Genomic DNA, 22,463 nt, shown 5'->3' on the forward strand with positions numbered 1-22,463 from the left:
CCTCTATTCTAATTTAACCGATTGCATCAGCTTTTGAATATGTTGTTCTGTCATTTCTCCGGTTACGATTTCTGTAATTTCTCCCGTTTTAGATATGCCGATTGTCGTCGGCAATGGATCTACGCCGTACGCACGCATGACGCTCTTTTTCGTATCGATCATTACAGGAAATTTCAATTGATACTCCTCAATAAATTGAGAGACTTCCAGTTCAGATTGTGCAATATTAATCGATAATATTTCCACACCACTGTCTTGATACGCTGCGTACTGTTTATTAAAAGCCGGCATTTCCCGTTTACAAGGTGGACACCACGTCCCCCAAAAATTTAAAATGACGCCTGTCCCTTTATATTCTTTCAAATGATGTCTTTCTCCATTTAAGTCGACTAACTCAAAATCAGGTGCTACGTCTCCTACTTGTAGCGCCTGACGCTCCTCTTTCGTAACAGCACTATAAATCGTGTACACAATCGCCATCATTAAAATGACGAGTACCGTTCCTCGCAACCATTTTTTTGTCGTTTTTTTCTTCATCGATGTCCCTCCATATAGAAAAAGCGGGTAAAATCGAATGCTCGACTTTACCCGCTTCTACGTCATTAACCGATTTTACCTGTTTGTGCTAATGCACGTAATTGTTTCACCTCGTGAGGTGTTAATTCACGCCATTCACCCGCATTCAAGCCCATTGTTGTTAAGAAGCCGAATTGTTCACGTTTTAATTTTGAAACGCGGTGACCGACTGCTTCAAACATACGACGTACTTGACGGTTTTTGCCTTCATGAATTGTAATCGCAACGATTGTTTTCCCTTTGCGATCATCTGAAGAAATAATACGTACACGAGCAGGAGCTGTTTTGCCGTCTTCTAACATAACCCCACGTTCTAATTTACGCATTTCTTCACGTTTTAACACACCTTGAAGTGTTGCTACATATGTTTTTTCAACATTGTATTTAGGGTGTGTTAAAACGTTTGAAAATTCACCATCATTCGTTAATAGTAAGACACCTGTCGTATCAAAATCTAAACGACCTACTGGGAAAATACGTTCATGCACGTTCGGGAATAAATCCGTTACCGTGTCACGGCCACGATCATCTGTTACAGCTGAAATCGTATTACGTGGTTTATATAGTAAGAAATATACTTTATCTTCTTGTTCAATTTTCACGTTATCTACTTCTACACGATCTGTTGGCGATACTTTCGTACCTAATTCGCGAACGATTTCACCGTTTACTTTCACTTGGCCATCTAAAATCAATTGTTCTGCTTTACGGCGCGATGCAATCCCTGCATGCGCAATTACTTTTTGTAAACGTTCCATTATTTTCTTTACCTCTCAATCGTCTCACGACGGTATTCTTTGTTTCTATATTTAAATGTACAAGATTTTCACGAAAAAAGCTATTGTTCTACTGCAAACGCTTCTTGGAATTTAGACATAAATAAATCTTGCTCTTCTTCTACGTCCACTTCTTCCCCTTCAAGTACCGGTAAATCTTCAATACGATTCAGTCCGAAATAATTTAAAAATTCATTTGTCGTTCCGTATAAAATAGCGCGACCCGTTCCATCTACACGCCCTACTTCTTGAACGAGAATTTTTTGTGCAAGCGTATGTAAAGCACGTTCACATTTTACTCCACGTAAATCTTCAATTTCGATACGTGTAATCGGTTGTTTGTATGCAACGATTGCCAACACTTCAAGGGCTGCTTGCGATAAGCTTTGTGCTGGTGGATTTTCTACCATTTTTTCAATGACACTTGCATTCTCTGCCTTTGAAATCAATTGATACGTCCCCGCTAATTCTTTGATCGTAATGCCTCGCGTGTCATCTTCATCGAATTGTCGTTTCATTTCTGCGAGCGTATTTTGAACGTCCATCGTTTGTGCTTCTGTTAATTGCGCAATTTGCTCTAATGTCAAACCATCTTCTCCAATGACAAACAATAAACTTTCAATTTTACTCTTCAATGTTGTCGAATTGTTCATAATCGATTTCTCCTTCTTTTAACATAACGTACAGTTGTTCAAAATTGTGTTGTTGTTCTATTTGAACGACTTGTCTTTTCATTAATTCGAGTAACGATAAGAAGGTGACGACAAGCGTCGCTTTATCTTCATAAGGGAATAGTTCGAAAAACTCCGCTCTCCCCTTATGTTTTTGAAGCGTTTGAATAACGCTCTTCATTTGTTGTCGTACCGTTATACCTTGACGTGCTACTCTCGTTGATAAAGGGGCACGCAATTTTTTACGATTCAACATCTTTTGGAAAGCAGCGACCATATCGTATACATTAACAGACAAATCAAACTGCATATTTTCTTCTTTCATATATGGTGAAAGATCTGTTGCAGGGCGTGTATACAAGTGGACACGCTCTTCTTCTCTCTCTTGTAAATGATGCGCTGCTTGCTTGAATTTTCGGTATTCGATTAATTTAGCGACTAAGTCTTCACGTGGATCGACTTCATCCACATCTAGTTCTAAATCATCTAGCTCACCTTCATGTATCGGTAGGAGCATTTTACTTTTAATTTCTAACAATGTAGCTGCCATGACTAAGTACTCGCTCGCTTCATTCAGCTCTAGTACTTGCATTGCGCGTATATGCTCCATATACTGGGCAGTAAGTTCCCTCATTGGAATATCATATATATCGATTTCTAATCGATGGATTAAATGTAATAATAAATCAAGAGGTCCTTCAAACGCGTCTAATTTTACCTCATAAGACATTTAACATCCTCCTGACAAATAATTTTATATCATACTAAAGTATAGAGGAAAGGAAGCAAAATGTACAAACGTTCTTTTGTGTTATTTTTAAGTTATTTTAATCGAAACAAAGACTATTTTGAGTGCCATGAAGTATTAGAAGAACATTGGAAAGACGTGGCGAAAGGTGTTCGTGACCATGAGCTTGTCGGCTTTATTCAGCTGGCAACAGGCATGTATCATTGGCGACGTCAAAACATCGTTGGCGCACATCGTATTTTAGTGAAAGCGAATCATCATTTACATGCACACCCAACGAGTGCTTACTACGAAGGAATCGACATGCAGCAATTATTCGATGACTTACAATTCGCGATTAGCGAAACGAAAGACCAAAAACCTTTTACGACGTTTCCGATCATCATAAAAGATGATGAACTTAAACGTCTCGTTGAAGCCGTACCGCTTCCCGAACTAAGTACGGATTTCATTCATAATAAACATCGTTTAAGAGACCGCCAAGAAGTGATTCAAGAACGTCTCGATAGTTTATCGGAACGTCAACAACGAAGAGCTTCCAAATAAGTCGGATGCGCTAACGAAAAAGAGACGGGGACAAAACTTCAGTCAACAACAAAAGACATGCATGATTTGAATAAAATCATGCATGTCTTTTGTTATTTGCTAAGTAGCTGTTAGTGTTCGGACGGAGGAAATCGAAAGTCGTATCGCATATAAAAATAGAGAAAGTGATGTCACATTCGACATCACTCTCTCTATTAGAAACTGAAATTTCCACTTATGCCTCAGCCTCTTTTTTAAATCTTTACATTTTCTTTCTCAACTTTACTCGCAACATTTTCATAAAAAGGTTCTACGAGTTGACAAGGTATCAGTTTCTCACAATCTGCTTCTTTTGATAACGTTTCAAGCATTTTGCGTCCAATACCTTCTCCACGATGAGATGGATCTACTGTAATATGGCGGACAATCCACTGCTCTTCTTTCTTTTCAATGCCAATTAAACCAATATAATCTTCTTCATGCTTCCATAAATAAAGTTGCCAAGCGTCTTCGCAGTCATATGTGCGAATCGTTTGTTGTAATACTTTTAAGTCTTTTTCTTCGGGCATGAAAGACAGTAATCCCATCGCTATTTTTTCCAATGATTTTTTATAACGATATAACATATATCATCCCTCTTTTTCGCCTCAAACTTACCTTGACTATCCTACACGAAAAACACAATAGGCGCAACATTATTCCCATTTATTTCAAATCATTTCATTTATATGACGCGTATTACCAATTTAACATGTCGTCTAATTTCACTAAATCTTCATAAGACTCACGTTTCACAACGATTTGGTGTTTGCCATTTTCAACAAATACAACAGCCGGGCGACCAATGCGATTATAATTAGATGCCATCGAATAGCCATATGCTCCTGTACAGAACGTCGCAAGTAAATCACCCGCTACTGCTTGAGGCAATTGAATTTCTTCGATAATTTTATCACCTGACTCACACAATTTCCCTGCAACCGTGTATGTCGTCGTCGCCAAATCGTTGGCACGATTTGCAAGAATAGCTTCATATTTTGCTTCGTATAGTGCCGGACGAATGTTGTCGCTCATTCCGCCATCGATTGCGATGTATTCACGTACATTCGGAACAGTTTTATGTGATCCTACTGTATACAACGTCGTTCCCGCATCGCCAACGAGTGAACGTCCTGGCTCAATCCAAATTTCAGGTAATGCAATACCGAATTGTTCCGCTTCTTTTTTCACTGCTTGGATCATGTCATCTACATACGTTGCTGGTTCAAGTGGTGCATCTTCATCTGTGTAGCGAATACCAAATCCGCCACCTAAATTCAAGACTGTCGCTTCAAAACCCGTTTCTTTTTTCCAATTAGCCATTTTATCGACTACTTTTTTAGCCGCTAAACTAAATGCTTCTGTCTCAAAAATTTGAGAACCGATATGACAGTGCATTCCTTGTAATTGTAGCCACTCATGTTCGTACAACGCTCGGAATGCTTCATCTGCCTGCCCATTTGATAAATCAAAACCGAATTTTGAATCGGCTTGACCCGTCGTAATAAAATCATGCGTATGCGCTTCTACACCTGGTGTTACACGAATTAAAACGTTCATTTTTTGTTGGCGCTCTGTCGTCAAACGCTTTAATTGTTCGATTTCATAAAAATTATCGATAACGATACACCCAATTTTTGCGTCCAACGCTTCATTTAATTCTTGTACGCTTTTATTGTTGCCGTGAAAATGAATTTTCTCGCTCGGGAAGCCTGCTTGAAGTGCCGTATAAAGTTCTCCCCCTGATACGACATCGACTGATAAGCCTTCTTGTGCCGCTACTTGATAAATGGCTTTAGCAGAAAAAGCTTTTGACGCGTAGGCAACTTGTGCTCTTATGCCTTGCTTCGCAAATGTGTCGATAAATCCTCTTGCACGTTTACGGAATAAAGCGACGTCATAAACAAATAAAGGTGTGCCATACTTTTCGCCTAGCTCCACCGTATCCACGCCTCCTATTACTAAATGACCATTTGCTTCAATAGTTTGTGTTCCATATAAATGCATACTCTTCTCCCCTTAGTCTTCTATGTTATTGTCTAAATTTTCTATACATTGAACTTTAACACAAATTATTTTTCATTCCTAGACATTTTCACGGATAACCTTAGTTTTTATGCATTTTTATTCATAAAAAAACACCTCTCCAGTTGGAAAGGTGTTTCAATCGTCTCTTTTATTCTGTAATTATTTCTTCAATCAACGCTGGTGCTTCTACAGGTGTTGCAGACATTGTAATGTTTGAATAAATTTTATTCAACACTTCTTCTACGTCTTCGCGATTTGCATAAATCGTTGCAAGTGAATCGCCTACTTCTACGCGATCGCCTACTTTTTTATGCAACATTAAACCAACTGCTAAATCAATTTCAGATTCTTTCGTTGCACGACCTGCGCCAAGTAACATAGCAGCCGTTCCGATTGCATCCGCCACGATATGACCGACATACCCAGCTTCTTTCGCTGGTACGTCAATTTTATAAGCAGCTTGTGGTAATAATGTTGGATCGTCTACGACTGCCGGATTGCCACCTTGTGCTTCGATAAATTGTTTAAATACGTCTAACGCTTTCCCATTTGCAATCACTTCTTCTAATTGCTTACGTGCTTCTTCTAATGAATCCGCATGCCCTGCAACCGTCACCATTTGTGACCCAAGTGTTAGACAAAGTTCTGTTAAATCTTCCGGACCATTTCCTTGAAGTGTTTCAATCGCTTCTTTCACTTCAAGTGCATTGCCAATTGCAAAACCTAGTGGTTGGTTCATATCTGAAATAATTGCCATCGTTTTACGACCGACAGCATTCCCAATTTTCACCATTGCTTTCGCTAGCTTCACTGAATCTTCGACAGTTTTCATGAACGCACCATCGCCCGTTTTCACGTCTAATACGATTGCATCCGAACCTGCCGCAATTTTTTTACTCATAATAGAACTTGCGATAAGCGGAATACTTGAAACCGTACCTGTTACATCACGTAACGCGTACAATTTTTTATCCGCTGGTGTTAAATTACCTGATTGACCGATTACAGCTACTTTAATATCGTTAACTTGTTTCGCAAATTGTTCTGTCGTTAATTCAACGTGGAACCCTTCGATTGCTTCTAATTTATCAATCGTACCACCTGTATGTCCTAAACCACGACCACTCATCTTCGCTACTGGCACACCTGTTGCCGCTACTAAAGGACCGAGGACGAGTGTTGTCGTATCACCGACACCACCTGTTGAATGTTTATCTACTTTAATGCCTTCAATTGCAGATAAGTCAATTTGATCGCCGGATTCAACCATTGCCATCGTTAAATCTGCACGTTCACGGTCTGTCATATCTTGGAAGTAAACTGCCATTGCAAAGCTACTCGCTTGATAATCTGGAATAGAACCGTTCGTATACCCCTCAATAAAGAAACGAATTTCTTCTGTCGTTAATTCATGTCCATCACGCTTTTTTTCAATAATATCTACCATGCGCATTGCATTGTACCCCATTTCAATAAAGCAGACGTACGATTACGTACTATCTTGCTCACTTTGTTAGTTTAATTCGTTTAAAAAGCTCTTACCGAAAGCTGGTGCTTTCACGTTAAAGTTATCCGCAACCGTTGCGCCAAGTGATGCAAACGTATCCATTTTAGGAAGTGCTTGTCCATTTTTAGCGAAACGAGAAGAATACGCAATAAGTGGTACATATTCACGTGTGTGATCCGTTCCTGGGAACGTTGGATCGTTCCCGTGGTCAGCTGTAATTAACAGCAAATCTTCTTCATCTAAATGTTCAAGTACTTCTGGTAAGCGACGGTCGAATTCTTCTAACGCTTCTCCGTACCCTTGTGGATCACGGCGATGACCGTATGCTGCATCAAAATCAACTAAATTTAAAAATGATAAACCGTGGAAATCACGTTGTACGACTTGAACAAGTTTATTCATGCCGTCTGTATTATCTTTCGTACGAATCGATTCAGTTACGCCTTCACCGTTATAAATATCTGAAATTTTGCCGAGTGCGATAACGTCTAAGCCTGCATCTTTCATTTCGTTCATCACCGTACGACCGAACGGTTTTAACGCATAGTCATGACGATTTGACGTACGTGTAAAGTTGCCTGGTGTTCCGACGAACGGACGAGCAATCACGCGACCGACTAAAAATTCAGGTTTCAATGTTAATTCACGTGCAATTTCACAAATTTTATACAATTCATCTAAAGGTACGATATCTTCATGCGCGGCAATTTGAAGAACTGGATCTGCCGACGTATATACGATAAGCGCTCCTGTTTCCATATGTTCTTTGCCGTAATCTTCAATAACTTCCGTACCTGAGTATGGTAAATTACATAGTACTTTGCGTCCTGTACGCGCTTCTAATTCATCTAACAATTCTTTCGGGAAGCCTTCTGGATATACTTTAAACGGTTGATTAATGTTCAAGCCCATGATTTCCCAATGTCCTGTCATCGTATCTTTTCCGACAGAAGCTTCTTGCATATAGCCGTAATAAGCATCCGGTGTTTCTTGTGATGTAAGCCCTTGCAAATCTTCTAAGTTCAATAGTCCGCGTATATTCGTATAGCCTAAACGCTCCATATTTGGCATTTTTAAGCCTTGCATGTGCGTAGCGATATGACCGAGTGTATCCGCACCTTCATCATTAAATTTTGCTGCGTCTGGTGCTTCGCCGATTCCGACAGAGTCCATAACGATTAAGTGAATTCTTTTAAATGGTTTCATACAATAAACCCTCCTATCAATTACTTATAGTTTATCAAAAAATAGCAAAAAAGAAACGTCAGACATCTGACAATTTTAAAATTTATGCTCTCGGATGGAATTGTTTATACACTTCAGACAATCGTGTTTTACTAATATGTGTATAAATTTGCGTCGTCGAAATGTCCGCATGCCCAAGTAGCTCTTGCACCGCGCGTAAATCTGCTCCGTTTTCAATCAAATGCGTAGCAAAGCTGTGGCGTAAAATATGTGGTGTAAGTGGATGCGTTAGCGCTGCTTTTTCAGCATAGCCTTTCAACAATTTCCATATGCCTTGTCTCGTTAATCTCTTACCCCTTTGATTCAAAAATAACGCTTCGTCTCGCGCCCCTTGTTTTTCTAATAAAAAACGTCCTTTATTTAAATACAAAGTACACGCTTCAATCGCACTTCTTCCGAGTGGGATAATTCGTTCTTTCCCACCTTTTCCATACACTTGAACGAATCCCATCGTTACATGTAAATCTTCCACGTTTAAATCGATGCATTCGGATATACGCATGCCCGTCGCATATAATAACTCCAACATAGCACGGTCGCGTATGTTTGCAGGATGTTTCGCCTTACTCGTCGCTTCAATTAACCGATCAATTTCTTCAATAGAAAGAACTTCTGGCAATTTCTGCTCAATTTTAGGCAATTCTAAGTGAACGGTCGGATCTTTTACACTACGCTTTTCTCGAATTAAAAATTGATGGAATGAACGAATCGCCGAAATATGTCTAGAAACAGTTCGTGCGGAATTTCCATTTTCTCGTAATTGTTTTAAATGTAATAAAATATGGAGTCGTTCGATGTCATCAAACGATTCAAGTTGTTGACGTTCAAAAATATGATCCACATATTGCAACAAATCTCTTTTGTAAGATTGTAATGTGTTATTTGCTAATTGGCGTTCTACTTTCAAAAAATGAATGTATTCTTCTAATGCATCTCTCACTGTTGCTTCCATCTTTTTCCCTCCAATAAAAAAAGGATAGCGACGGCCATCCTTTTAAGCTATATTCGTTTTAAATCCTATTTTCTAGCTTCAAAAATAGGCTGTCTCATTCATAAAATTAGTCTTGTTGTTTTGACTCGTTTGCATGACGTTCATTACAACGCCAACAAACACCATGAAATGTTAATCGGTGGTCTTTTACTGTGAAATTCCAGCGTTTTTCAACGACTGCTTCAACATCTTCTAGAAGATCTTCTTGAATTTCATCAACCGCGCCACATTCGATACACACAAGGTGGTGATGGAAATGGGCTGCACCTTCTTGGCGGAGATCATATCGAGATACACCATCGCCAAAGTTAATTTTATCGACAATTTTTAACTCTGTTAAAAGTTCTAATGTACGATAAACGGTTGCTAATCCAATTTCCGGTGCTTTTTCTTTAACGAGTAAGTATACATCCTCTGCACTGAGATGATCTTCTTCATTTTCAAGTAGCACGCGTACCGTTGCTTCACGTTGTGGCGTCAGTTTATAGCTCGCACCATGTAATTGTTTTTTGATTCGATCAATACGGCTTTCCATACGACGCCCTCCTAATCTATACTTATTATACCAAATAGTCTATCGGCATTTCAATATACGATGGATGATAGATATTACTTTATTTATAATCATTATTAAAATAGAATGTTCAAATAACGACTGCTCTTGATAATAGCTTCATGGACTATATTAACGGAATGACGCAAAAAATCAACTATTTTCTACTATGAATTTCATTGAATTTCATTTCTACTTTAGAATCATTCTATTTTTGCAAACGAGATTTCAACCACATTACAGCAATAATCGTTTTGGCATCACAAATTTTGCCTTCTGCCATTAGCTTTTCAGCTTCCTCAATCGTTACTTCCATCACTTCTACGAATTCATCTTCGTCTGCTGCTTTAGGCTGTTCTATCGCAAATAAATTTTCGGCCGCATACAAATAAACGACTTCATCACAAAAACCCGGTGCTGTTATGACCGGTTGTAAGTACGTTAATTTTTCAACGCCATATCCCGTTTCTTCTTCCAATTCCCTCAATGCACAAATCGTTGGATCTTCTCCAGGTTCTATTTTACCTGCTGGAATTTCAATAATTGTTTTTTCAAGTGCTTTTCGATACTGTTCTACTAGAACGAGTTTGCCATCTGAAGTAACCGGTATAATACCGACCGCTCCAGGATGTTTCACAATTTCACGTGTCGATTGTTTACCATTTGGTAACTGTACCGTATCGACATTGACACGAATAATACGGCCGTTGAAAATTTCTTTAGAATCTATCGTTTTTTCTTCGAATTTTTTCATTTTGACTCATCTCCTAGTAGTTTTCTTCTACTTTTCATTGTACCATGATTACAAAGGGGGCGTTCAAATGCGCACACGAAAATTAGGAAATAGTGACTTACATATTTCAGAGTTAGGGTTCGGATGCATGTCTCTTCCTTTAGAAAAAGAAAAGGCACGTCGAATAATTGATTTAGCACTCGACGCAAACATTCAATTTTTTGATACAGCTGATCTGTATGATAAAGGTCAAAATGAACAATTACTCGGTGAGTTGCTTCATGGGAAACGTCAAAAAGTCATTCTTTCTTCTAAAGTCGGAAACGTTTGGAACTCTGACGGTACATCATGGCATTGGGATGCATCGAAACAACATATTACACGAGCAATCCATGCGACACTGAAACGATTAAATACCGATTATTTAGATTTTTACCAATTACATGGTGGCACGACCGACGATTCTTTCGAAGAAGTAACGGATGCTTTTGAATCACTGAAAAAAGAAGGGCTTATTCGTGCGTACGGTATTTCTTCTATTCGACCGAACGTTTTAAAAGCTGCTTTACCGATTGGCAAATTCGACGGCGTTATGATGCAACATAGCTTATTAGACCGCCGACCAGAAGAATGGTTTGATTTCATCCAAGATAACGGTGCATCGGTCATTACACGCGGTACGGTCGCAAAAGGCTTATTGACAAACGACTGGCAAACACGACTAGCACGCACACAAAATTATTTAACTTACTCACCTGAACAATTACGCGAAACATTGACAGCACTTTCAACAGAAAGTGACTCATTACTCGCAACTGCGCTGCATTACAACTTAGCACATCCCGCTGTTGCAAGCGTCATCGTAGGTGCTTCAAGTCCCGAACAACTACAGCAAAACATTGAAGCGTATCATGCACTTGATACATTGCCACTTGAGCGTTTGAAACAACTGACGAAAGCTGACCAATATACAGCACATCGCTCGTAAAACGAATTAAAAAAGCAGTTGGGACAAAACGCTAGTCAATAAAAAAAGACATGTATGATTTGAATAAAATCATACATGTCTTTTTTGTTTGCTGAGCAACAGTTATTTTTCGTTTCGGCCATCAAAAGTATTCCGAAATAAGCTTAGCGATACGGGAATGGTCATTCTTAATTTGCACATAAAAATAGAGAAGGAGCTATCAAATCCAACATCTCCTTCTCTATTAAAGGCTGGCATTTTTACGTATGTTCCAGCTTTTTTATTTTTTTGAATTCGTATCACCAAAGCCATATGTGTCTAACAATTCACCGAAAGACATATTTTTTTCGCGTTGTTTTTTCTCTTTTGCTGCGCGTTCAGCTTGTTGTTGCTTCGCTTGTTTTTCATCTGCTTCTAACTGCTTTTTCGTCGCTTTCAATTGCGCCAATAAATCGCCACCAAGTTGGTCGGCAAGTGTTGCACGATCTTCTTGTTTTTTCGGTGTACCGGCTTGTGCTTGACGATGTTGTTTTTTAGCCATGCTGATTCCTCCAAAAAAAGGCTACCTACACATGCAATGAAGCATGATTGGCAGCCAGTCTTATTATTTTTTCTTTTTATTTTTTTACCAAGTTGTGATTCTGATGCTTTGTTCATTTGAGACATCACCTGACGAACTTGTTTTTCTGATGGTTTACGACCCATTTGAGTCATCATCATACGAAGCATGTCTTCATTTACTGGTGGATTGTCTTTAAGATATTTCATCATGTATTGACGAGCTATGAAGAAGCCGCCGACAGCACCCACAATAAGAGCCACGATGATTAGTGTAATCGCTAAAGCTGTGTTCACGTTATTTCCTCCTCTATTTCACGTAACGAGATAAATCTCTCCGAAACTGATTATACAATAAATTTTGCGACGATACTATACGTCGGCATGACCTTTTCCACATTTTCTTGAAATCGTCATAGTTTCGTGAAAAAATAATTATCCTACTATTATCTTCTTTTTATTCACTGATTATTTAGTACCTCTTTTTCTTACACATCTCTGCACTAAAAAATTATAAACTCCTATTTTCCTCCTATAAAAAAGGAACTCCTTAATAAAAGGAGTTCCTAAAAAAACGTTTAATTAAAGTGCTTTCATTTTTGATACGACGTTTTCTACTGTAAAGCCGTATTCTGCCATGACACGTTCACCAGGAGCTGATGCACCGAATGTATCGATTGCTAATACGTCGCCTTCAAACCCAACGTATTTATGCCAACCGAATGATGCAGCCATCTCGATTGCAAGACGTTTCGTAACAGCTTTCGGTAAAACAGATTCTTTGTATGCAGCATCTTGTGCATCAAAGCGAGCCATGTCAGGCATTGAAACGACTTGTACGTCTACGCCATCTTTAGCTAATGCTTTTTGTGCTTCGATTGCTAATGATACTTCTGAACCTGAAGCGATTAAAATACCATCTGCTACTTCTTTCGTTGCTTTCGATACGACATAAGCACCTTTAGCAACACCTTCGTAAATTTCTTCTTTCGCTAAATCTAATACAGGTAAGTTTTGACGAGATAAAACTAATGCTGTTGGTGTTGATTCAGAAGAAACAGCTAATTTCCATGCAGCTGCTGATTCAATTGCATCTGCTGGACGTAGAACTGAAAGGTTTGGCATCGCACGTAAAGCAGCTAATTGTTCAATTGGTTCATGTGTTGGACCATCTTCACCGACTGCGATTGAGTCATGTGTGAATACGTACGTAACTGGTAAGCCCATTAATGCTGAAAGGCGGATTGCTGGACGAACGTAGTCAGAGAATACGAAGAACGTACCACCGAATACATTTAAACCGCCATGTAATGCCATACCATTTAGTGCTGCACCCATTGCGAATTCACGAACACCAAACCAAATATTGCGGCCTTCTGGTGTTTGCGCTGAAAAGTCACCAGCACCTTTAATTGTCGTTTTGTTTGAACCAGCAAGGTCCGCAGAACCACCGAAGAATGTCGGTACAGCTTTCGCAATTGCATTAATTACTTCTCCTGAAGAAGAACGTGTTGCAATCGATTTTCCTGCTTCGTATACTGGAAAATCAGCATCGAAGTTTTCAGGAAGTTTGCCTGCTATAGCATCTTCAAATTGTGCTGCTAATTCTGGGAAGTCCATTTTATATGAAGCGACAAGTTCGTTCCATGTTGATTCTGCTTGTACACCGTGTACTTCTGCTGCATCATTGAATGCTGTATATACTTCTTCTGGTACGAAGAAATCTTCGTTATCCCAGTCGTATGCTGCTTTCGTTAATAATACTTCATCCGTACCTAGTGGAGAACCGTGAGAATCTGATTTACCAGATTTATTTGGAGAACCAAAACCAATAACCGTTTTAATTTCGATTAAAGTAGGTTGTCCTTTATGTGCTTTTGCAGACTCAATTGCTGCATTAATTTCTTCAATATTTGTGCCGTCTTCTACTAATAAGTAATTCCAGCCATACGCTTTGAAACGATCTGCTGTGTTATCAGAAAATGATTTATTTAAATCACCATCTAATGAAATATCATTACTATCGTATAAAACGATTAATTTTTCTAATTGTAAGTGACCTGCTAATGATGCCGCTTCGGCAGAAACACCTTCCATTAAATCGCCATCTCCGCAAAGAGCGAATGTGTAGTGATCTACGACATCATAATTTGGTTTGTTGTATGTTGCACCTAAATGTACTTCAGCCATTGCCATACCAACAGCCATCGAAATACCTTGTCCTAGAGGACCCGTAGTTGCTTCAACACCGACAGTGTGGCCAAATTCTGGGTGACCTGGTGTTTTAGAACCCCATTGGCGGAAGTTTTTAATTTCTTCCATTTCAAGGCCATAACCACCTAAGTGTAATAAGCTATAAAGTAACATAGAGCCGTGACCTGCAGACAATACGAAACGATCTCGGTTAAACCACTTCGGATTTTTAGGGTTGTGCTGCATTTGTTTTGTCCAAAGTGTGTAAGCCATTGGAGCAGCACCCATTGGTAATCCCGGGTGACCTGAGTTTGCTTTTTCAATTGCATCAATTGATAATGTACGAATCGTATTAATTGCTAACTGATCTACTTGTTGCGTCATTTAATATAGACATCCTTTCTACGTGGAGCAAAATATTTGTTCTACCTACAGTTTAGTCAACATTTTCGTATAATACAATGATTTTTCTTACAATTACTCGCTCCATTTAAGACGTAATGTGTCTTAATCTTTACGATTCGATGAGTGTTTCTACAAATCTTCTATTTAATACGTTTTTGTTATCATTTTCAACTAACTAAAAAACCTCTCGAAATTTCTATTTCGAGAGGTTTCATTCGTGCTTAATTTAATTTGTTCATACGATTTCTAATTTCTTGTATTTGTTTTAATTTATCAGGCGTTACATCATTACCTTCTGGATCAATTACGCGTACGTTTTCAACTGTACGACGCATCGTACCACGGAATGCTTGTAAATATTCTTGGCGAAGCTTAGATTGTTCTTTCGCTTCCTCTTGAGTAAGTGTTCCCGCTTTTTTCTTTTTAGCAAGCACACCAATACGGTCTAATTTTGATTTTTCTAACATAAAAACGCTTCCCTTCTTACAATGCTCTATTAAAGGTATGAAAAAAAACGCATTTACGCAAGTATTTCGACTTTATTTATTTGAAGCAACTTCTATTTCATGATGATTTTCACCGACAGGTACGGCTAACTGCTCGCCTGCTGCAATACGATCACTCATAATACTGTTCTGTTTTTTTACTTCTAAAATCCAAGCATCACGATCCATTTCTCCACGATAAGTTTCTGCTAATGACAAAAGCGTATCGCCACCTTTTACTTTAATCGTCCCATACTCTTTTGATTCAAAAATCGATTGTACAACGATAAGTAATGTTAGTGCTACACAAACTGTTAAAAATGCGGTAAATCCATTTTCTTTTAACCAATTCATCATAATAAAAAAACCACCCTTTCGAATGTATGTTCGGAATGTATGTTCTCATTTTAATGCGAATGAATGTTCGTGTCAACTATTTTTCTCGAACTAGTGTTTGCTTTTTTAAGAAAGCTTTGCTATACTCGTTGTAATATTAGAGAAGGTTTATGCGAGGTGAAAACGATGAAAAAAGTTTCTAAAAGACAAGAAGACATTCTTGCTTTTATCAAAAGTGAAGTACGTACGAAAGGGTATCCACCTTCCGTACGTGAAATCGGCGAAGCAGTTGGTTTAGCATCAAGTTCTACAGTCCACGGACATTTAGAGAGACTTGAAAGCAAGGGCTTAATTCGTCGCGACCCAACGAAACCACGTGCAATCGAAATTTTAGAAGACACAGAAGAAATAGCTGTAGCAAAATCTTCTGTTATGCACGTTCCCCTCGTAGGGAAAGTAACAGCTGGCTTACCAATTACAGCCATTGAAAATATTGAAGAATATTTCCCAATTCCGTCTTCATACGGTACTTCAGACGATCATATTTTCATGTTAGAAATTATGGGTGATTCGATGATCGAAGCAGGTATTTTAAACGGCGATTACGTCATCGTCAAACAACAATCTTCTGCAAATAACGGCGAAATTGTCGTAGCTATGACAGATGAAAATGAGGCGACAGTCAAACGTTTCTTTAAAGAACAACATCATTTCCGTTTACAACCTGAAAATTCAACAATGTCACCGATCATCGTTCAAAATGTTTCCATTTTAGGAAAAGTTGTCGGACTTTATCGTTCGGTCATGTAATCAAATTCGACTTTAAGCAAGAAATCACTCCGGTTTCTTGCTTTTTTTATTTTTTCTTTAACACTTCAACGCTTAAAAGGGTTAAATTATGTTATGATAGGTCATGTTTTGAGTCTTCTGATTAAAAGTCATCGTATTTGACTAATAAAGCCTAAAACATTAGAATTTTCATACAATTTAAAGAATTGAGTGTTTTATATGACAAATCCATTATTTCGAAAAAAGTCCATCGACGCCTTTGCGAATGAAAACAAAAACGGACACCTTGCTAAAACATTAGGTCCTTTCGACTTAATGCTACTCGGCGTCGGTGCCATTGTCGGTACAGGTATTTTTATTTTACCGGGAACAGTCGCTGCCGAACATGCAGGTCCCGGAATCGTTTTTTCTTTCATTATCGCCGCTATTGTTTGCGCATTCGCCGCTCTATGTTACTCAGAATTCGCGTCAAAAATCCCTGTGACAGGTAGTGCTTACACGTATGCGTACGTTGTATACGGCGAGTGGATTGCTTGGCTAATCGGTTGGGCACTCATATTAGAATACGGATTAGCAGTTGCTGCCGTATCTACTGGATGGTCCGCTTACTTGAATTCATTATTAGTAGGTTTCAACATTCACATTCCACAAGCACTTTCAGCTTCTTACAATGCAGATGCTGGAACGTACATTAACTTACCTGCTATGCTCATTATTTTCTTGCTATCATTTTTATTAACGAAAGGTGTGAAAGAATCAACGCGTTTAAATACGATCATGGTGTTTATTAAAGTCGGCATCATCTTGCTATTTATTATCGTCGGTATTTTCTACGTAAAACCTGAAAACTGGACGCCGTTCTTACCATTTGGCACAAGCGGTGTATTAACGGGAGCTGCGTTAGTATTCTTCGCCTTTTTAGGCTTCGATGCCGTATCTTCTGCAGCGGAAGAAGTAAAAATTCCACAACGTAACATGCCAATTGGTATTATCGGTTCTCTTGTCGTTTGTACGATTTTATACGTTTGTGTATCGCTCGTCTTGACAGGCATGGTCCCATTCACGCAATTAAATGTAGATAACCCAGTGAGCTTTGCCATGCAAATGGTACATTTAAATTGGGTATCTGGATTTATCTCACTTGGAGCAGTCGTCGGTATGACAACGGTTATTCTCGTAATGCTTTACGGTTGTACACGTCTACTTTACGCATTCAGTCGTGATGGTTTATTGCCTAACGTGTTGAGTGAAGTAAATGAAGAACATCACACACCTATTAAAAACACATGGATTACCGCAACGATTACGGCGATTTGCGCTGGTGTTATTCCACTTTATCAACTTGCGAGCTTAGTCAATATGGGTACGCTTCTCGCCTTCGCAGCCGTATCACTCGGAATTTTATTTTTACGTAAACAAAAAAATATTCCTAAAGAAGGATTCAACGTTCCTTTCTTCCCAATCGTACCAATACTGTCATTTATTCTTTGCGTATTCTTGATGACACAATTAACACGTTTCACTTGGATCACTGCGATTATTTGGCTTGTGATTGGCTGTATCATCTATTTTATATACGGTAAAAAACATAGTAAATTACAACAATAAAACAAAAAACTCCTACAAATCAATGTAGGAGTTTTTTTATGGCTGCGTACTGCTAATTAATAAACTAATTAACGGAACTAACGGCGCATTTAATTTATTTTAAAAATGGAATTTTTTTGAACGTTGTCGATTTTTCCATCTGCAACGAATATTTCCCACTGTTGTTCCATCACTTGTAACATATTACGTCCTCACTTACTATTTTCATAGATGTTATTGTACATGGAATGGATTGTTTATTGCAACAATTGCACGAAAGCCTCTTTTACTTGATTGTGACAACGTCAGCTATCGCTTATAATACATATATTGATCATAATGTAAGGAGAGATCTTGTTGAAACGAGCATTTGCATTCATTCCTATTATTTGTTTATGTACGCTTTTAGTTGCTTGCACGTCATCAAAAGAAGAATTGACGACATCAAAAGTTTCCAACAATGCGACAACTGAAAATAAAAAAGAACAACAAGCGATTCAAAAAAACAATTGCAACAAAAACAATTAACCTACGTCAAAAAAGCCTATGAAACGGCAAAGTTAGGTCAACTACCGAACATTCCATTTATCGTTGGTGAAACGACTTATACGACGGTGAAAAGCGAATGGGGCGAACCTAATTTAGCATTTGTCAATACGGCTAACTTCGTACAATATCGCGCTGCAAAAAAAGAACAAATCGCAACGGGACTCGGAGTTGGGCTTTATCAAAAATTGTACGAAATTCGTTCATACGTTTTGGATGATACGAAAACGGCCATCGAGCCACTTTCTGCTAAACTCATTCAAAAAGAGTTTGGCAAACCGATGCAAAAAGACTTTTTAGGTCCAGATCAAGTTTGGCATTATACAGCGAATCAATTTACATTTAAAGTAACAATTCATACGAAAGAACAAACCGTTCGTTCTGTTGCTGTGTATGCAAAAAACTTCGATGATTCAAAACAAATGCAATAAAATAGAAAAAGACTAGAAATGCCAGACAAACGTCTGAATTTCTAGTCTTTTTTTCGTATCGCTTCTGTTTGTTTTGTTTTTCGAATTGGGGAGTTCGTTAAAAAACAGAAATCACTAAAGTTTAAGGAAGCATATACGAAGAGTCTAGGAGAGTGGAATGATTCCTCATATCTCTCACAATAAAGTTCACTAGCAGAAGCCATACCAACTGCTGTATTCTACAAATTTCTGTAGCCAACATCACCTATCCTCGTAGGTAAACTCGATGCTTTTGCTATAGGCAGGTCTCCTGGCTCATACTTATCGCTAGCTCGCCCTTCCCACCTAATTAGGCAGTGGATATACAAACGTAGCAAGTATTTACAGTTGCGGGACAGCGTCGGACTTTCACCAAACTTCCCTTTTAAGCAAAATCTTTAAAAAGATCTCGCACCTAAAGCTGCATAATAAATTTACTATTCCATCATATCAATTTTTTCGTATTTTCGCAATATTTATTTAAATAGATTTTGTGTAAATTCAATAAACAATTCTACAGACGGTTTCGTATGTTGACTTTTTTTCCACGCAAGCTGTATGAGTCGTATATTATCACAATCCTCTATATTGAACCGATGGAGTTGCAACGCCTCCATACCAACATAATACGGAATAATACCAATTCCTAAATTAGCCGAAATCAACCCTGCAATTGTCGGAACATCTGTCCCTTGGAAAACCATACGTGGGTGGAATCCGACTTTTTCACACCACATGCGCATTTGCTGTTGTAAAATTTGTTGATCGTTAAATCCAATAAAATCAAATGATTGTAGTGCTGATAAAGAAACAGATTCTGTCATCGCAAGTTCATGTTCTAAACTGCAATATCCATAAAGTCTTTCTTCTCGAATATTGATTTGATTGACTGCATCACGCTTCTTAAAGTCACTCATAATAAAACAGACATCGACTAAGTCTGCTTCAACTAAAGCAAGTGCCTCTTTTGAATTACATTGCATCAAATCAATATGAACATTCGGATAATTTGTTGAAAATTCTGGTAGCACTTTCGGCAATAACGTCGTACCAATTGATTGAATAAATGCTATACGAATTGTTCCTTGATACGGATCATTCCAATTTTTTAGTTTTTCTTCCCCATTACGTAAAGCAGTAAGTGCCTGTTCGACATATGGTAAAAAGGTTTTGCCATACGCACTTAATTGAATAGAGCGTCCTAATCTCTCGAATAAAGTACCTTCTAACTCCGCTTCCAGTTTTAAAATAGCTTTTGATAAAGCCGGTTGCGAAACGTGCAAATTTTCAGCAGCTTGACGATAGTTTAATGTTTTACAAATTTCTTCAAAATAGCGTAATTGATGGATTTCCATAATTTCCTCCGATAACTTATAGTTATTAATTCAATAATAACTCAATATTAGACGTTATGAAAATATGGGCGTATGCTTAAGACAAGGAAGTGAATCATATGTCACAAAAAATTACGTGGGGTATGTTGATTGGTAGCCTCGTTACTTTTGCTAACTTATACGGGCCGCAAACATTCATTCAGCATTTCACCCATGATTTTCACATGTCCGCATACGAATCGAGCTTAGCTCTATCTATTTCTACGTTTACACTTGCCATCGCTATGCTCGTAATGGCGACTATATCCAATGCCGTCGGACGAAAAAACATTATGGTATTTTCTTTAATAAGTTCGTCCATCTTATATATAGCAGTTGGCTTTGCACCTAATTTCGAAATTTTATTACTCCTCCGAGCATTAGAAGGAATTGCCCTTGCTGGTTTTCCCGCAATAGCTATTACGTATCTAGCAGAAGAATTACCGAAAAAAGAATTTACAAAAGCATTAGGTGTTTATATTACCGGTAGTGGCGTAGGTGGTTTTTTTGGCCGAATTGTCTCTAGTACGATGCTTGATTTAACGAATTGGCATATTGCCGTATGGTCACTCGGTTTACTAACCTTGTTACTATCCATTATTTTTATGTATCTCGTACAACCTTCCAAACATTTCTCCCCTCAACCACTTTCATTAAAAGCGTGGACGAATGGTATGTTAGAAGCATGTAGACATACGAAACTATGGTATTTTTATACGCTCGGTTTTTTAGCTCTCGGTATTTTCGTTGCCACGTTTAACTATATCGGATTCCCTTTAATGAATGTATACGAGCTTTCACAAACTGTTGTGGGCTTTATATTTATTTTTCAATTATTTGGATCCATTGGGTCAATGATTGTAGGGAAATTGTCCGGACGCTACAGTCGTAAGCGAATGCTTATCGTGAGTATTTCCATCGTTACAATTGGTATTTTGTTAACGACTGTTCATTCCCTTTTAACTGTCTTATTCGGTTTATTTATTTTATCATGTGGATTTTTCGCTTGGCACAATCTCGTAAGTGGCTGGGTTAGTATTAGTGCTCAACCAGAAGTGAAAGCTTATGCTTCTTCTCTCTACTTGTTGAGTTACTACGTTGGATCTAGTGTTATCGGAACAATCGGCGGTCATTTTTATGATAGCTACTTGTGGAACGGTGTGGCGATGCTCTTAATTAGTTGCACAGCCATTAGCTTCGGATGTGTTGCATTATTATCTACTTATTTACGACATCATACCGCTTCTTAATAAAAAAGATAGTCAAAGAACTGACCTCCGAAAGTGAGACAGTGAAAAAGACACTTCTTTTAAGCCGAATTTGACGGCAACTCCTAGAATATGGCTGAAGACCTCGCAAGCTCCCTGCGAAGTCTTCAGCTAATGTTTCTTTGCTAGGAGTTGCCGTCAAATTTTTATTAAACCACCTTTTCCGGTATTTTACTGGAAAAAGGTGGTTTAAATGTCCTATTATCATAAATTGTATAAGCAATCATTTAATTAAAGCCATCCATAATACGCTGCACGTGCCCCATTGACCGCTTTTAACACATCTTTAAGTGGGGAATTTCCGCATAATGTTTCAATCGCTTGAAAAAGAGTTGGTTGCATCGCTTCTTTTCCGGAACGATGTAACTCCCCCTTTTTCATACGACTTCTCCCACTGATAAATTTGGCTGTCATTCTTACTTCCACATACGTTCATCATGTCTTTCACTGCCTTCTGCCAACTTCCTCTTCCTCTTCATCCCTTTCATTTTTGTTTCGTATGAATATACTTGTTTTTTGCCAATCAAAAAACACCTCCAAAGATTTTATCCCCTTGAAAGTGTCTTTTTCTTTTTATGTTGTCTCAGATTTTTAGCTCAGTTCCTGAAGGAGTCCTCTTTTTTAGAGGGAACCATTAAACAAAATCTGCCTCTTCTATAGTAAATGGTGCTATTAATTGTTGATTTTCAATTTGTTTAATGAGTCGATAATGTCCATCAGGCAACGAACCGTAATGTGCGCCCCAATGGATGGTCTCTTTGTTTTGAGAGAAAGGCTCTACATACAACGCCAATAGCGGAACAGCTAGAGGTCCACCTTTAACCCGCTCCCAAGACGTTCCTACTTGTACTTCTAACTTGTAGTCTAATCCGTATACGAATGGACGGTTCGTATCATTTTGAATCGTAAATACAGCCGAATCGGCACAAACTGTCAATGGATCTACGAAAAATTGAATCGTCGTATTTTCAGAGAAACCTTCTTCAGTATATTGATAATGCTTCATTCAGCAGCACCTCCTCCTTATACTAGTTCCTCCATTTCTATTATGTAAAACATATGTGCATTTTACGCATTAATTAACTACATAAAAAAACAGCCCTAAATAAGGGCTG

General features: G+C 38.3%; 25 protein-coding genes, 1 pseudogene and 1 riboswitch. Of the genes and pseudogenes, 7 read left to right on the top strand and 19 right to left on the bottom strand.

What is annotated here, in order from left to right; all coding sequences use genetic code 11:
- Positions 1–3: 3 nt before the first annotated feature.
- The 4 genes from resA to KSHG_RS02260 form a co-directional block, all read right to left on the bottom strand.
- Positions 4–537, bottom strand: a complete 534-nt coding sequence (gene resA / locus KSHG_RS02245; protein ID WP_010301203.1) for a thiol-disulfide oxidoreductase ResA — start codon at positions 535–537, stop codon at positions 4–6.
- A gap of 65 nt (positions 538–602) precedes the next feature.
- Positions 603–1,334 (bottom strand): pseudouridine synthase, encoded by a 732-nt coding sequence (locus KSHG_RS02250; protein WP_010301206.1) that lies wholly within the window; start codon positions 1,332–1,334, stop codon positions 603–605.
- 80 nt (positions 1,335–1,414) lie between these two features.
- Positions 1,415–2,005 (bottom strand): SMC-Scp complex subunit ScpB, encoded by a 591-nt coding sequence (gene scpB / locus KSHG_RS02255; RefSeq protein WP_010301210.1) that lies wholly within the window; start codon positions 2,003–2,005, stop codon positions 1,415–1,417.
- On the bottom strand, positions 1,977–2,753 hold the full coding sequence (locus KSHG_RS02260) for a segregation/condensation protein A (protein ID WP_010301213.1): 777 nt from the start codon (positions 2,751–2,753) through the stop codon (positions 1,977–1,979). The genes scpB and KSHG_RS02260 overlap by 29 nt, the downstream gene beginning before the upstream one ends.
- A gap of 60 nt (positions 2,754–2,813) precedes the next feature.
- Here KSHG_RS02260 and KSHG_RS02265 point away from each other — a divergent pair, with 60 nt between their 5' ends.
- On the top strand, positions 2,814–3,317 hold the full coding sequence (locus KSHG_RS02265) for a DUF309 domain-containing protein (RefSeq protein ID WP_010301215.1): 504 nt from the start codon (positions 2,814–2,816) through the stop codon (positions 3,315–3,317).
- Positions 3,318–3,550: 233 nt separating this feature from the next.
- Here the strand turns inward: KSHG_RS02265 and KSHG_RS02270 are convergent, their stop codons facing one another.
- The 7 genes from KSHG_RS02270 to KSHG_RS02300 all read right to left on the bottom strand — a co-directional run bounded on the left by KSHG_RS02270 (position 3,551) and on the right by KSHG_RS02300 (position 10,413).
- Positions 3,551–3,922: a GNAT family N-acetyltransferase gene (locus KSHG_RS02270; RefSeq protein ID WP_010301218.1), complete on the bottom strand. Its 372-nt coding sequence runs from the start codon at positions 3,920–3,922 to the stop codon at positions 3,551–3,553.
- Between the two features lie 112 nt (positions 3,923–4,034).
- Entirely contained in the window at positions 4,035–5,342 is a 1,308-nt protein-coding gene (gene lysA / locus KSHG_RS02275; protein WP_010301221.1) for a diaminopimelate decarboxylase, read from the bottom strand.
- A gap of 169 nt (positions 5,343–5,511) precedes the next feature.
- Positions 5,512–6,816: a pyrimidine-nucleoside phosphorylase gene (locus KSHG_RS02280; protein WP_010301224.1), complete on the bottom strand. Its 1,305-nt coding sequence runs from the start codon at positions 6,814–6,816 to the stop codon at positions 5,512–5,514.
- A gap of 60 nt (positions 6,817–6,876) precedes the next feature.
- On the bottom strand, positions 6,877–8,076 hold the full coding sequence (gene deoB, locus KSHG_RS02285) for a phosphopentomutase (RefSeq protein ID WP_010301226.1): 1,200 nt from the start codon (positions 8,074–8,076) through the stop codon (positions 6,877–6,879).
- 82 nt (positions 8,077–8,158) lie between these two features.
- Positions 8,159–9,067 (bottom strand): site-specific tyrosine recombinase XerD, encoded by a 909-nt coding sequence (gene xerD, locus KSHG_RS02290; RefSeq protein WP_026022486.1) that lies wholly within the window; start codon positions 9,065–9,067, stop codon positions 8,159–8,161.
- Between the two features lie 106 nt (positions 9,068–9,173).
- The gene (fur, locus tag KSHG_RS02295; RefSeq protein ID WP_010301230.1) at positions 9,174–9,641 is read right to left on the bottom strand and encodes a ferric iron uptake transcriptional regulator; all 468 of its coding nucleotides are present in this window, start codon (positions 9,639–9,641) and stop codon (positions 9,174–9,176) included.
- A gap of 226 nt (positions 9,642–9,867) precedes the next feature.
- Complete coding sequence (locus KSHG_RS02300; RefSeq protein ID WP_010301232.1) at positions 9,868–10,413, bottom strand: NUDIX domain-containing protein; 546 nt, start codon at positions 10,411–10,413, stop codon at positions 9,868–9,870.
- 67 nt (positions 10,414–10,480) lie between these two features.
- On the opposite strand from KSHG_RS02300, the gene KSHG_RS02305 reads away from it, so the two are divergent.
- Positions 10,481–11,380, top strand: a complete 900-nt coding sequence (locus KSHG_RS02305; RefSeq protein ID WP_010301236.1) for an aldo/keto reductase — start codon at positions 10,481–10,483, stop codon at positions 11,378–11,380.
- A gap of 259 nt (positions 11,381–11,639) precedes the next feature.
- On the opposite strand, the gene KSHG_RS02310 is transcribed toward KSHG_RS02305, so the two are convergent.
- The 5 genes and pseudogenes from KSHG_RS02310 to yneA form a co-directional block, all read right to left on the bottom strand.
- The gene (locus KSHG_RS02310; RefSeq protein ID WP_010301239.1) at positions 11,640–11,900 is read right to left on the bottom strand and encodes a YqkE family protein; all 261 of its coding nucleotides are present in this window, start codon (positions 11,898–11,900) and stop codon (positions 11,640–11,642) included.
- A gap of 89 nt (positions 11,901–11,989) precedes the next feature.
- Positions 11,990–12,214, bottom strand: a pseudogene (locus tag KSHG_RS18670) (YneF family protein); the annotation flags it as partial.
- 285 nt (positions 12,215–12,499) lie between these two features.
- Complete coding sequence (gene tkt / locus KSHG_RS02315) at positions 12,500–14,494, bottom strand: transketolase (RefSeq protein ID WP_010301241.1); 1,995 nt, start codon at positions 14,492–14,494, stop codon at positions 12,500–12,502.
- Positions 14,495–14,736: 242 nt separating this feature from the next.
- On the bottom strand, positions 14,737–14,982 hold the full coding sequence (locus KSHG_RS02320) for a DUF896 domain-containing protein (RefSeq protein ID WP_010301244.1): 246 nt from the start codon (positions 14,980–14,982) through the stop codon (positions 14,737–14,739).
- A 72-nt stretch (positions 14,983–15,054) separates the two neighbouring features.
- Positions 15,055–15,357, bottom strand: a complete 303-nt coding sequence (yneA, locus tag KSHG_RS17340) for a cell division suppressor protein YneA (RefSeq protein WP_010301247.1) — start codon at positions 15,355–15,357, stop codon at positions 15,055–15,057.
- A 165-nt stretch (positions 15,358–15,522) separates the two neighbouring features.
- Between yneA and lexA the strand changes: the two genes are divergently transcribed.
- The 4 genes from lexA (at position 15,523) to KSHG_RS02350 (ending at position 18,689) form a co-directional block, all read left to right on the top strand.
- Positions 15,523–16,146 (top strand): transcriptional repressor LexA, encoded by a 624-nt coding sequence (gene lexA / locus KSHG_RS02330; RefSeq protein ID WP_010301250.1) that lies wholly within the window; start codon positions 15,523–15,525, stop codon positions 16,144–16,146.
- 198 nt (positions 16,147–16,344) lie between these two features.
- On the top strand, positions 16,345–17,733 hold the full coding sequence (locus KSHG_RS02335) for an amino acid permease (RefSeq protein WP_010301252.1): 1,389 nt from the start codon (positions 16,345–16,347) through the stop codon (positions 17,731–17,733).
- Between the two features lie 336 nt (positions 17,734–18,069).
- Positions 18,070–18,240 carry a hypothetical protein gene (locus tag KSHG_RS18220; RefSeq protein ID WP_154646869.1) on the top strand — a complete coding sequence of 57 codons (171 nt, stop codon included), beginning with the start codon at positions 18,070–18,072 and terminating at the stop codon, positions 18,238–18,240.
- Positions 18,222–18,689 (top strand): DUF4309 domain-containing protein, encoded by a 468-nt coding sequence (locus tag KSHG_RS02350; protein ID WP_010301254.1) that lies wholly within the window; start codon positions 18,222–18,224, stop codon positions 18,687–18,689. Before KSHG_RS18220 ends, KSHG_RS02350 begins: the two co-directional genes overlap by 19 nt.
- A 262-nt stretch (positions 18,690–18,951) precedes the next feature.
- Positions 18,952–19,141: riboswitch (cobalamin riboswitch) on the bottom strand.
- A 42-nt stretch (positions 19,142–19,183) separates the two neighbouring features.
- Here KSHG_RS02350 and KSHG_RS02355 read toward each other — a convergent pair.
- Positions 19,184–20,062, bottom strand: a complete 879-nt coding sequence (locus tag KSHG_RS02355) for a LysR family transcriptional regulator (RefSeq protein WP_010301256.1) — start codon at positions 20,060–20,062, stop codon at positions 19,184–19,186.
- 98 nt (positions 20,063–20,160) lie between these two features.
- On the opposite strand from KSHG_RS02355, the gene KSHG_RS02360 reads away from it, so the two are divergent.
- On the top strand, positions 20,161–21,330 hold the full coding sequence (locus tag KSHG_RS02360; RefSeq protein WP_010301259.1) for an MFS transporter: 1,170 nt from the start codon (positions 20,161–20,163) through the stop codon (positions 21,328–21,330).
- A 249-nt stretch (positions 21,331–21,579) separates the two neighbouring features.
- Here the strand turns inward: KSHG_RS02360 and KSHG_RS18225 are convergent, their stop codons facing one another.
- The gene (locus tag KSHG_RS18225; protein ID WP_147630477.1) at positions 21,580–21,762 is read right to left on the bottom strand and encodes a hypothetical protein; all 183 of its coding nucleotides are present in this window, start codon (positions 21,760–21,762) and stop codon (positions 21,580–21,582) included.
- A 220-nt stretch (positions 21,763–21,982) separates the two neighbouring features.
- A complete protein-coding gene (locus KSHG_RS02375; protein WP_010301262.1) occupies positions 21,983–22,354 on the bottom strand; it encodes an immunoglobulin-like domain-containing protein in 372 nt (123 codons plus the stop codon).
- Positions 22,355–22,463 lie beyond the last annotated feature (109 nt).

The sequence above is a fragment of the Kurthia senegalensis genome (genome assembly GCF_000285595.1).
In the GTDB taxonomy this organism is placed as follows: Bacteria; Bacillota; Bacilli; order Bacillales_A; family Planococcaceae; genus Kurthia; species Kurthia senegalensis.

Bases quoted from the DNA above. Each gene is read 5' to 3' on its own strand.
- tkt (WP_010301241.1), bottom strand. From the start codon at position 14,494: ATGACGCAACAAGTAGATCAGTTAGCAATTAATACGATTCGTACATTA.
- KSHG_RS02265 (WP_010301215.1), top strand. From the start codon at position 2,814: ATGTACAAACGTTCTTTTGTGTTATTTTTAAGTTATTTTAATCGAAAC.
- KSHG_RS02375 (WP_010301262.1), bottom strand. From the start codon at position 22,354: ATGAAGCATTATCAATATACTGAAGAAGGTTTCTCTGAAAATACGACG.
- lysA (WP_010301221.1), bottom strand. From the start codon at position 5,342: ATGCATTTATATGGAACACAAACTATTGAAGCAAATGGTCATTTAGTA.
- KSHG_RS02360 (WP_010301259.1), top strand. From the start codon at position 20,161: ATGTCACAAAAAATTACGTGGGGTATGTTGATTGGTAGCCTCGTTACT.
- KSHG_RS02300 (WP_010301232.1), bottom strand. From the start codon at position 10,413: ATGAAAAAATTCGAAGAAAAAACGATAGATTCTAAAGAAATTTTCAAC.
- KSHG_RS02270 (WP_010301218.1), bottom strand. From the start codon at position 3,922: ATGTTATATCGTTATAAAAAATCATTGGAAAAAATAGCGATGGGATTA.
- KSHG_RS02250 (WP_010301206.1), bottom strand. From the start codon at position 1,334: ATGGAACGTTTACAAAAAGTAATTGCGCATGCAGGGATTGCATCGCGC.
- scpB (WP_010301210.1), bottom strand. From the start codon at position 2,005: ATGAACAATTCGACAACATTGAAGAGTAAAATTGAAAGTTTATTGTTT.
- xerD (WP_026022486.1), bottom strand. From the start codon at position 9,067: ATGGAAGCAACAGTGAGAGATGCATTAGAAGAATACATTCATTTTTTG.
- fur (WP_010301230.1), bottom strand. From the start codon at position 9,641: ATGGAAAGCCGTATTGATCGAATCAAAAAACAATTACATGGTGCGAGC.
- KSHG_RS02335 (WP_010301252.1), top strand. From the start codon at position 16,345: ATGACAAATCCATTATTTCGAAAAAAGTCCATCGACGCCTTTGCGAAT.
- lexA (WP_010301250.1), top strand. From the start codon at position 15,523: ATGAAAAAAGTTTCTAAAAGACAAGAAGACATTCTTGCTTTTATCAAA.
- KSHG_RS02280 (WP_010301224.1), bottom strand. From the start codon at position 6,816: ATGCGCATGGTAGATATTATTGAAAAAAAGCGTGATGGACATGAATTA.
- KSHG_RS02310 (WP_010301239.1), bottom strand. From the start codon at position 11,900: ATGGCTAAAAAACAACATCGTCAAGCACAAGCCGGTACACCGAAAAAA.
- deoB (WP_010301226.1), bottom strand. From the start codon at position 8,076: ATGAAACCATTTAAAAGAATTCACTTAATCGTTATGGACTCTGTCGGA.
- KSHG_RS02260 (WP_010301213.1), bottom strand. From the start codon at position 2,753: ATGTCTTATGAGGTAAAATTAGACGCGTTTGAAGGACCTCTTGATTTA.
- KSHG_RS02305 (WP_010301236.1), top strand. From the start codon at position 10,481: ATGCGCACACGAAAATTAGGAAATAGTGACTTACATATTTCAGAGTTA.
- KSHG_RS18225 (WP_147630477.1), bottom strand. From the start codon at position 21,762: ATGACAGCCAAATTTATCAGTGGGAGAAGTCGTATGAAAAAGGGGGAG.
- KSHG_RS02320 (WP_010301244.1), bottom strand. From the start codon at position 14,982: ATGTTAGAAAAATCAAAATTAGACCGTATTGGTGTGCTTGCTAAAAAG.
- KSHG_RS02355 (WP_010301256.1), bottom strand. From the start codon at position 20,062: ATGGAAATCCATCAATTACGCTATTTTGAAGAAATTTGTAAAACATTA.
- resA (WP_010301203.1), bottom strand. From the start codon at position 537: ATGAAGAAAAAAACGACAAAAAAATGGTTGCGAGGAACGGTACTCGTC.
- yneA (WP_010301247.1), bottom strand. From the start codon at position 15,357: ATGATGAATTGGTTAAAAGAAAATGGATTTACCGCATTTTTAACAGTT.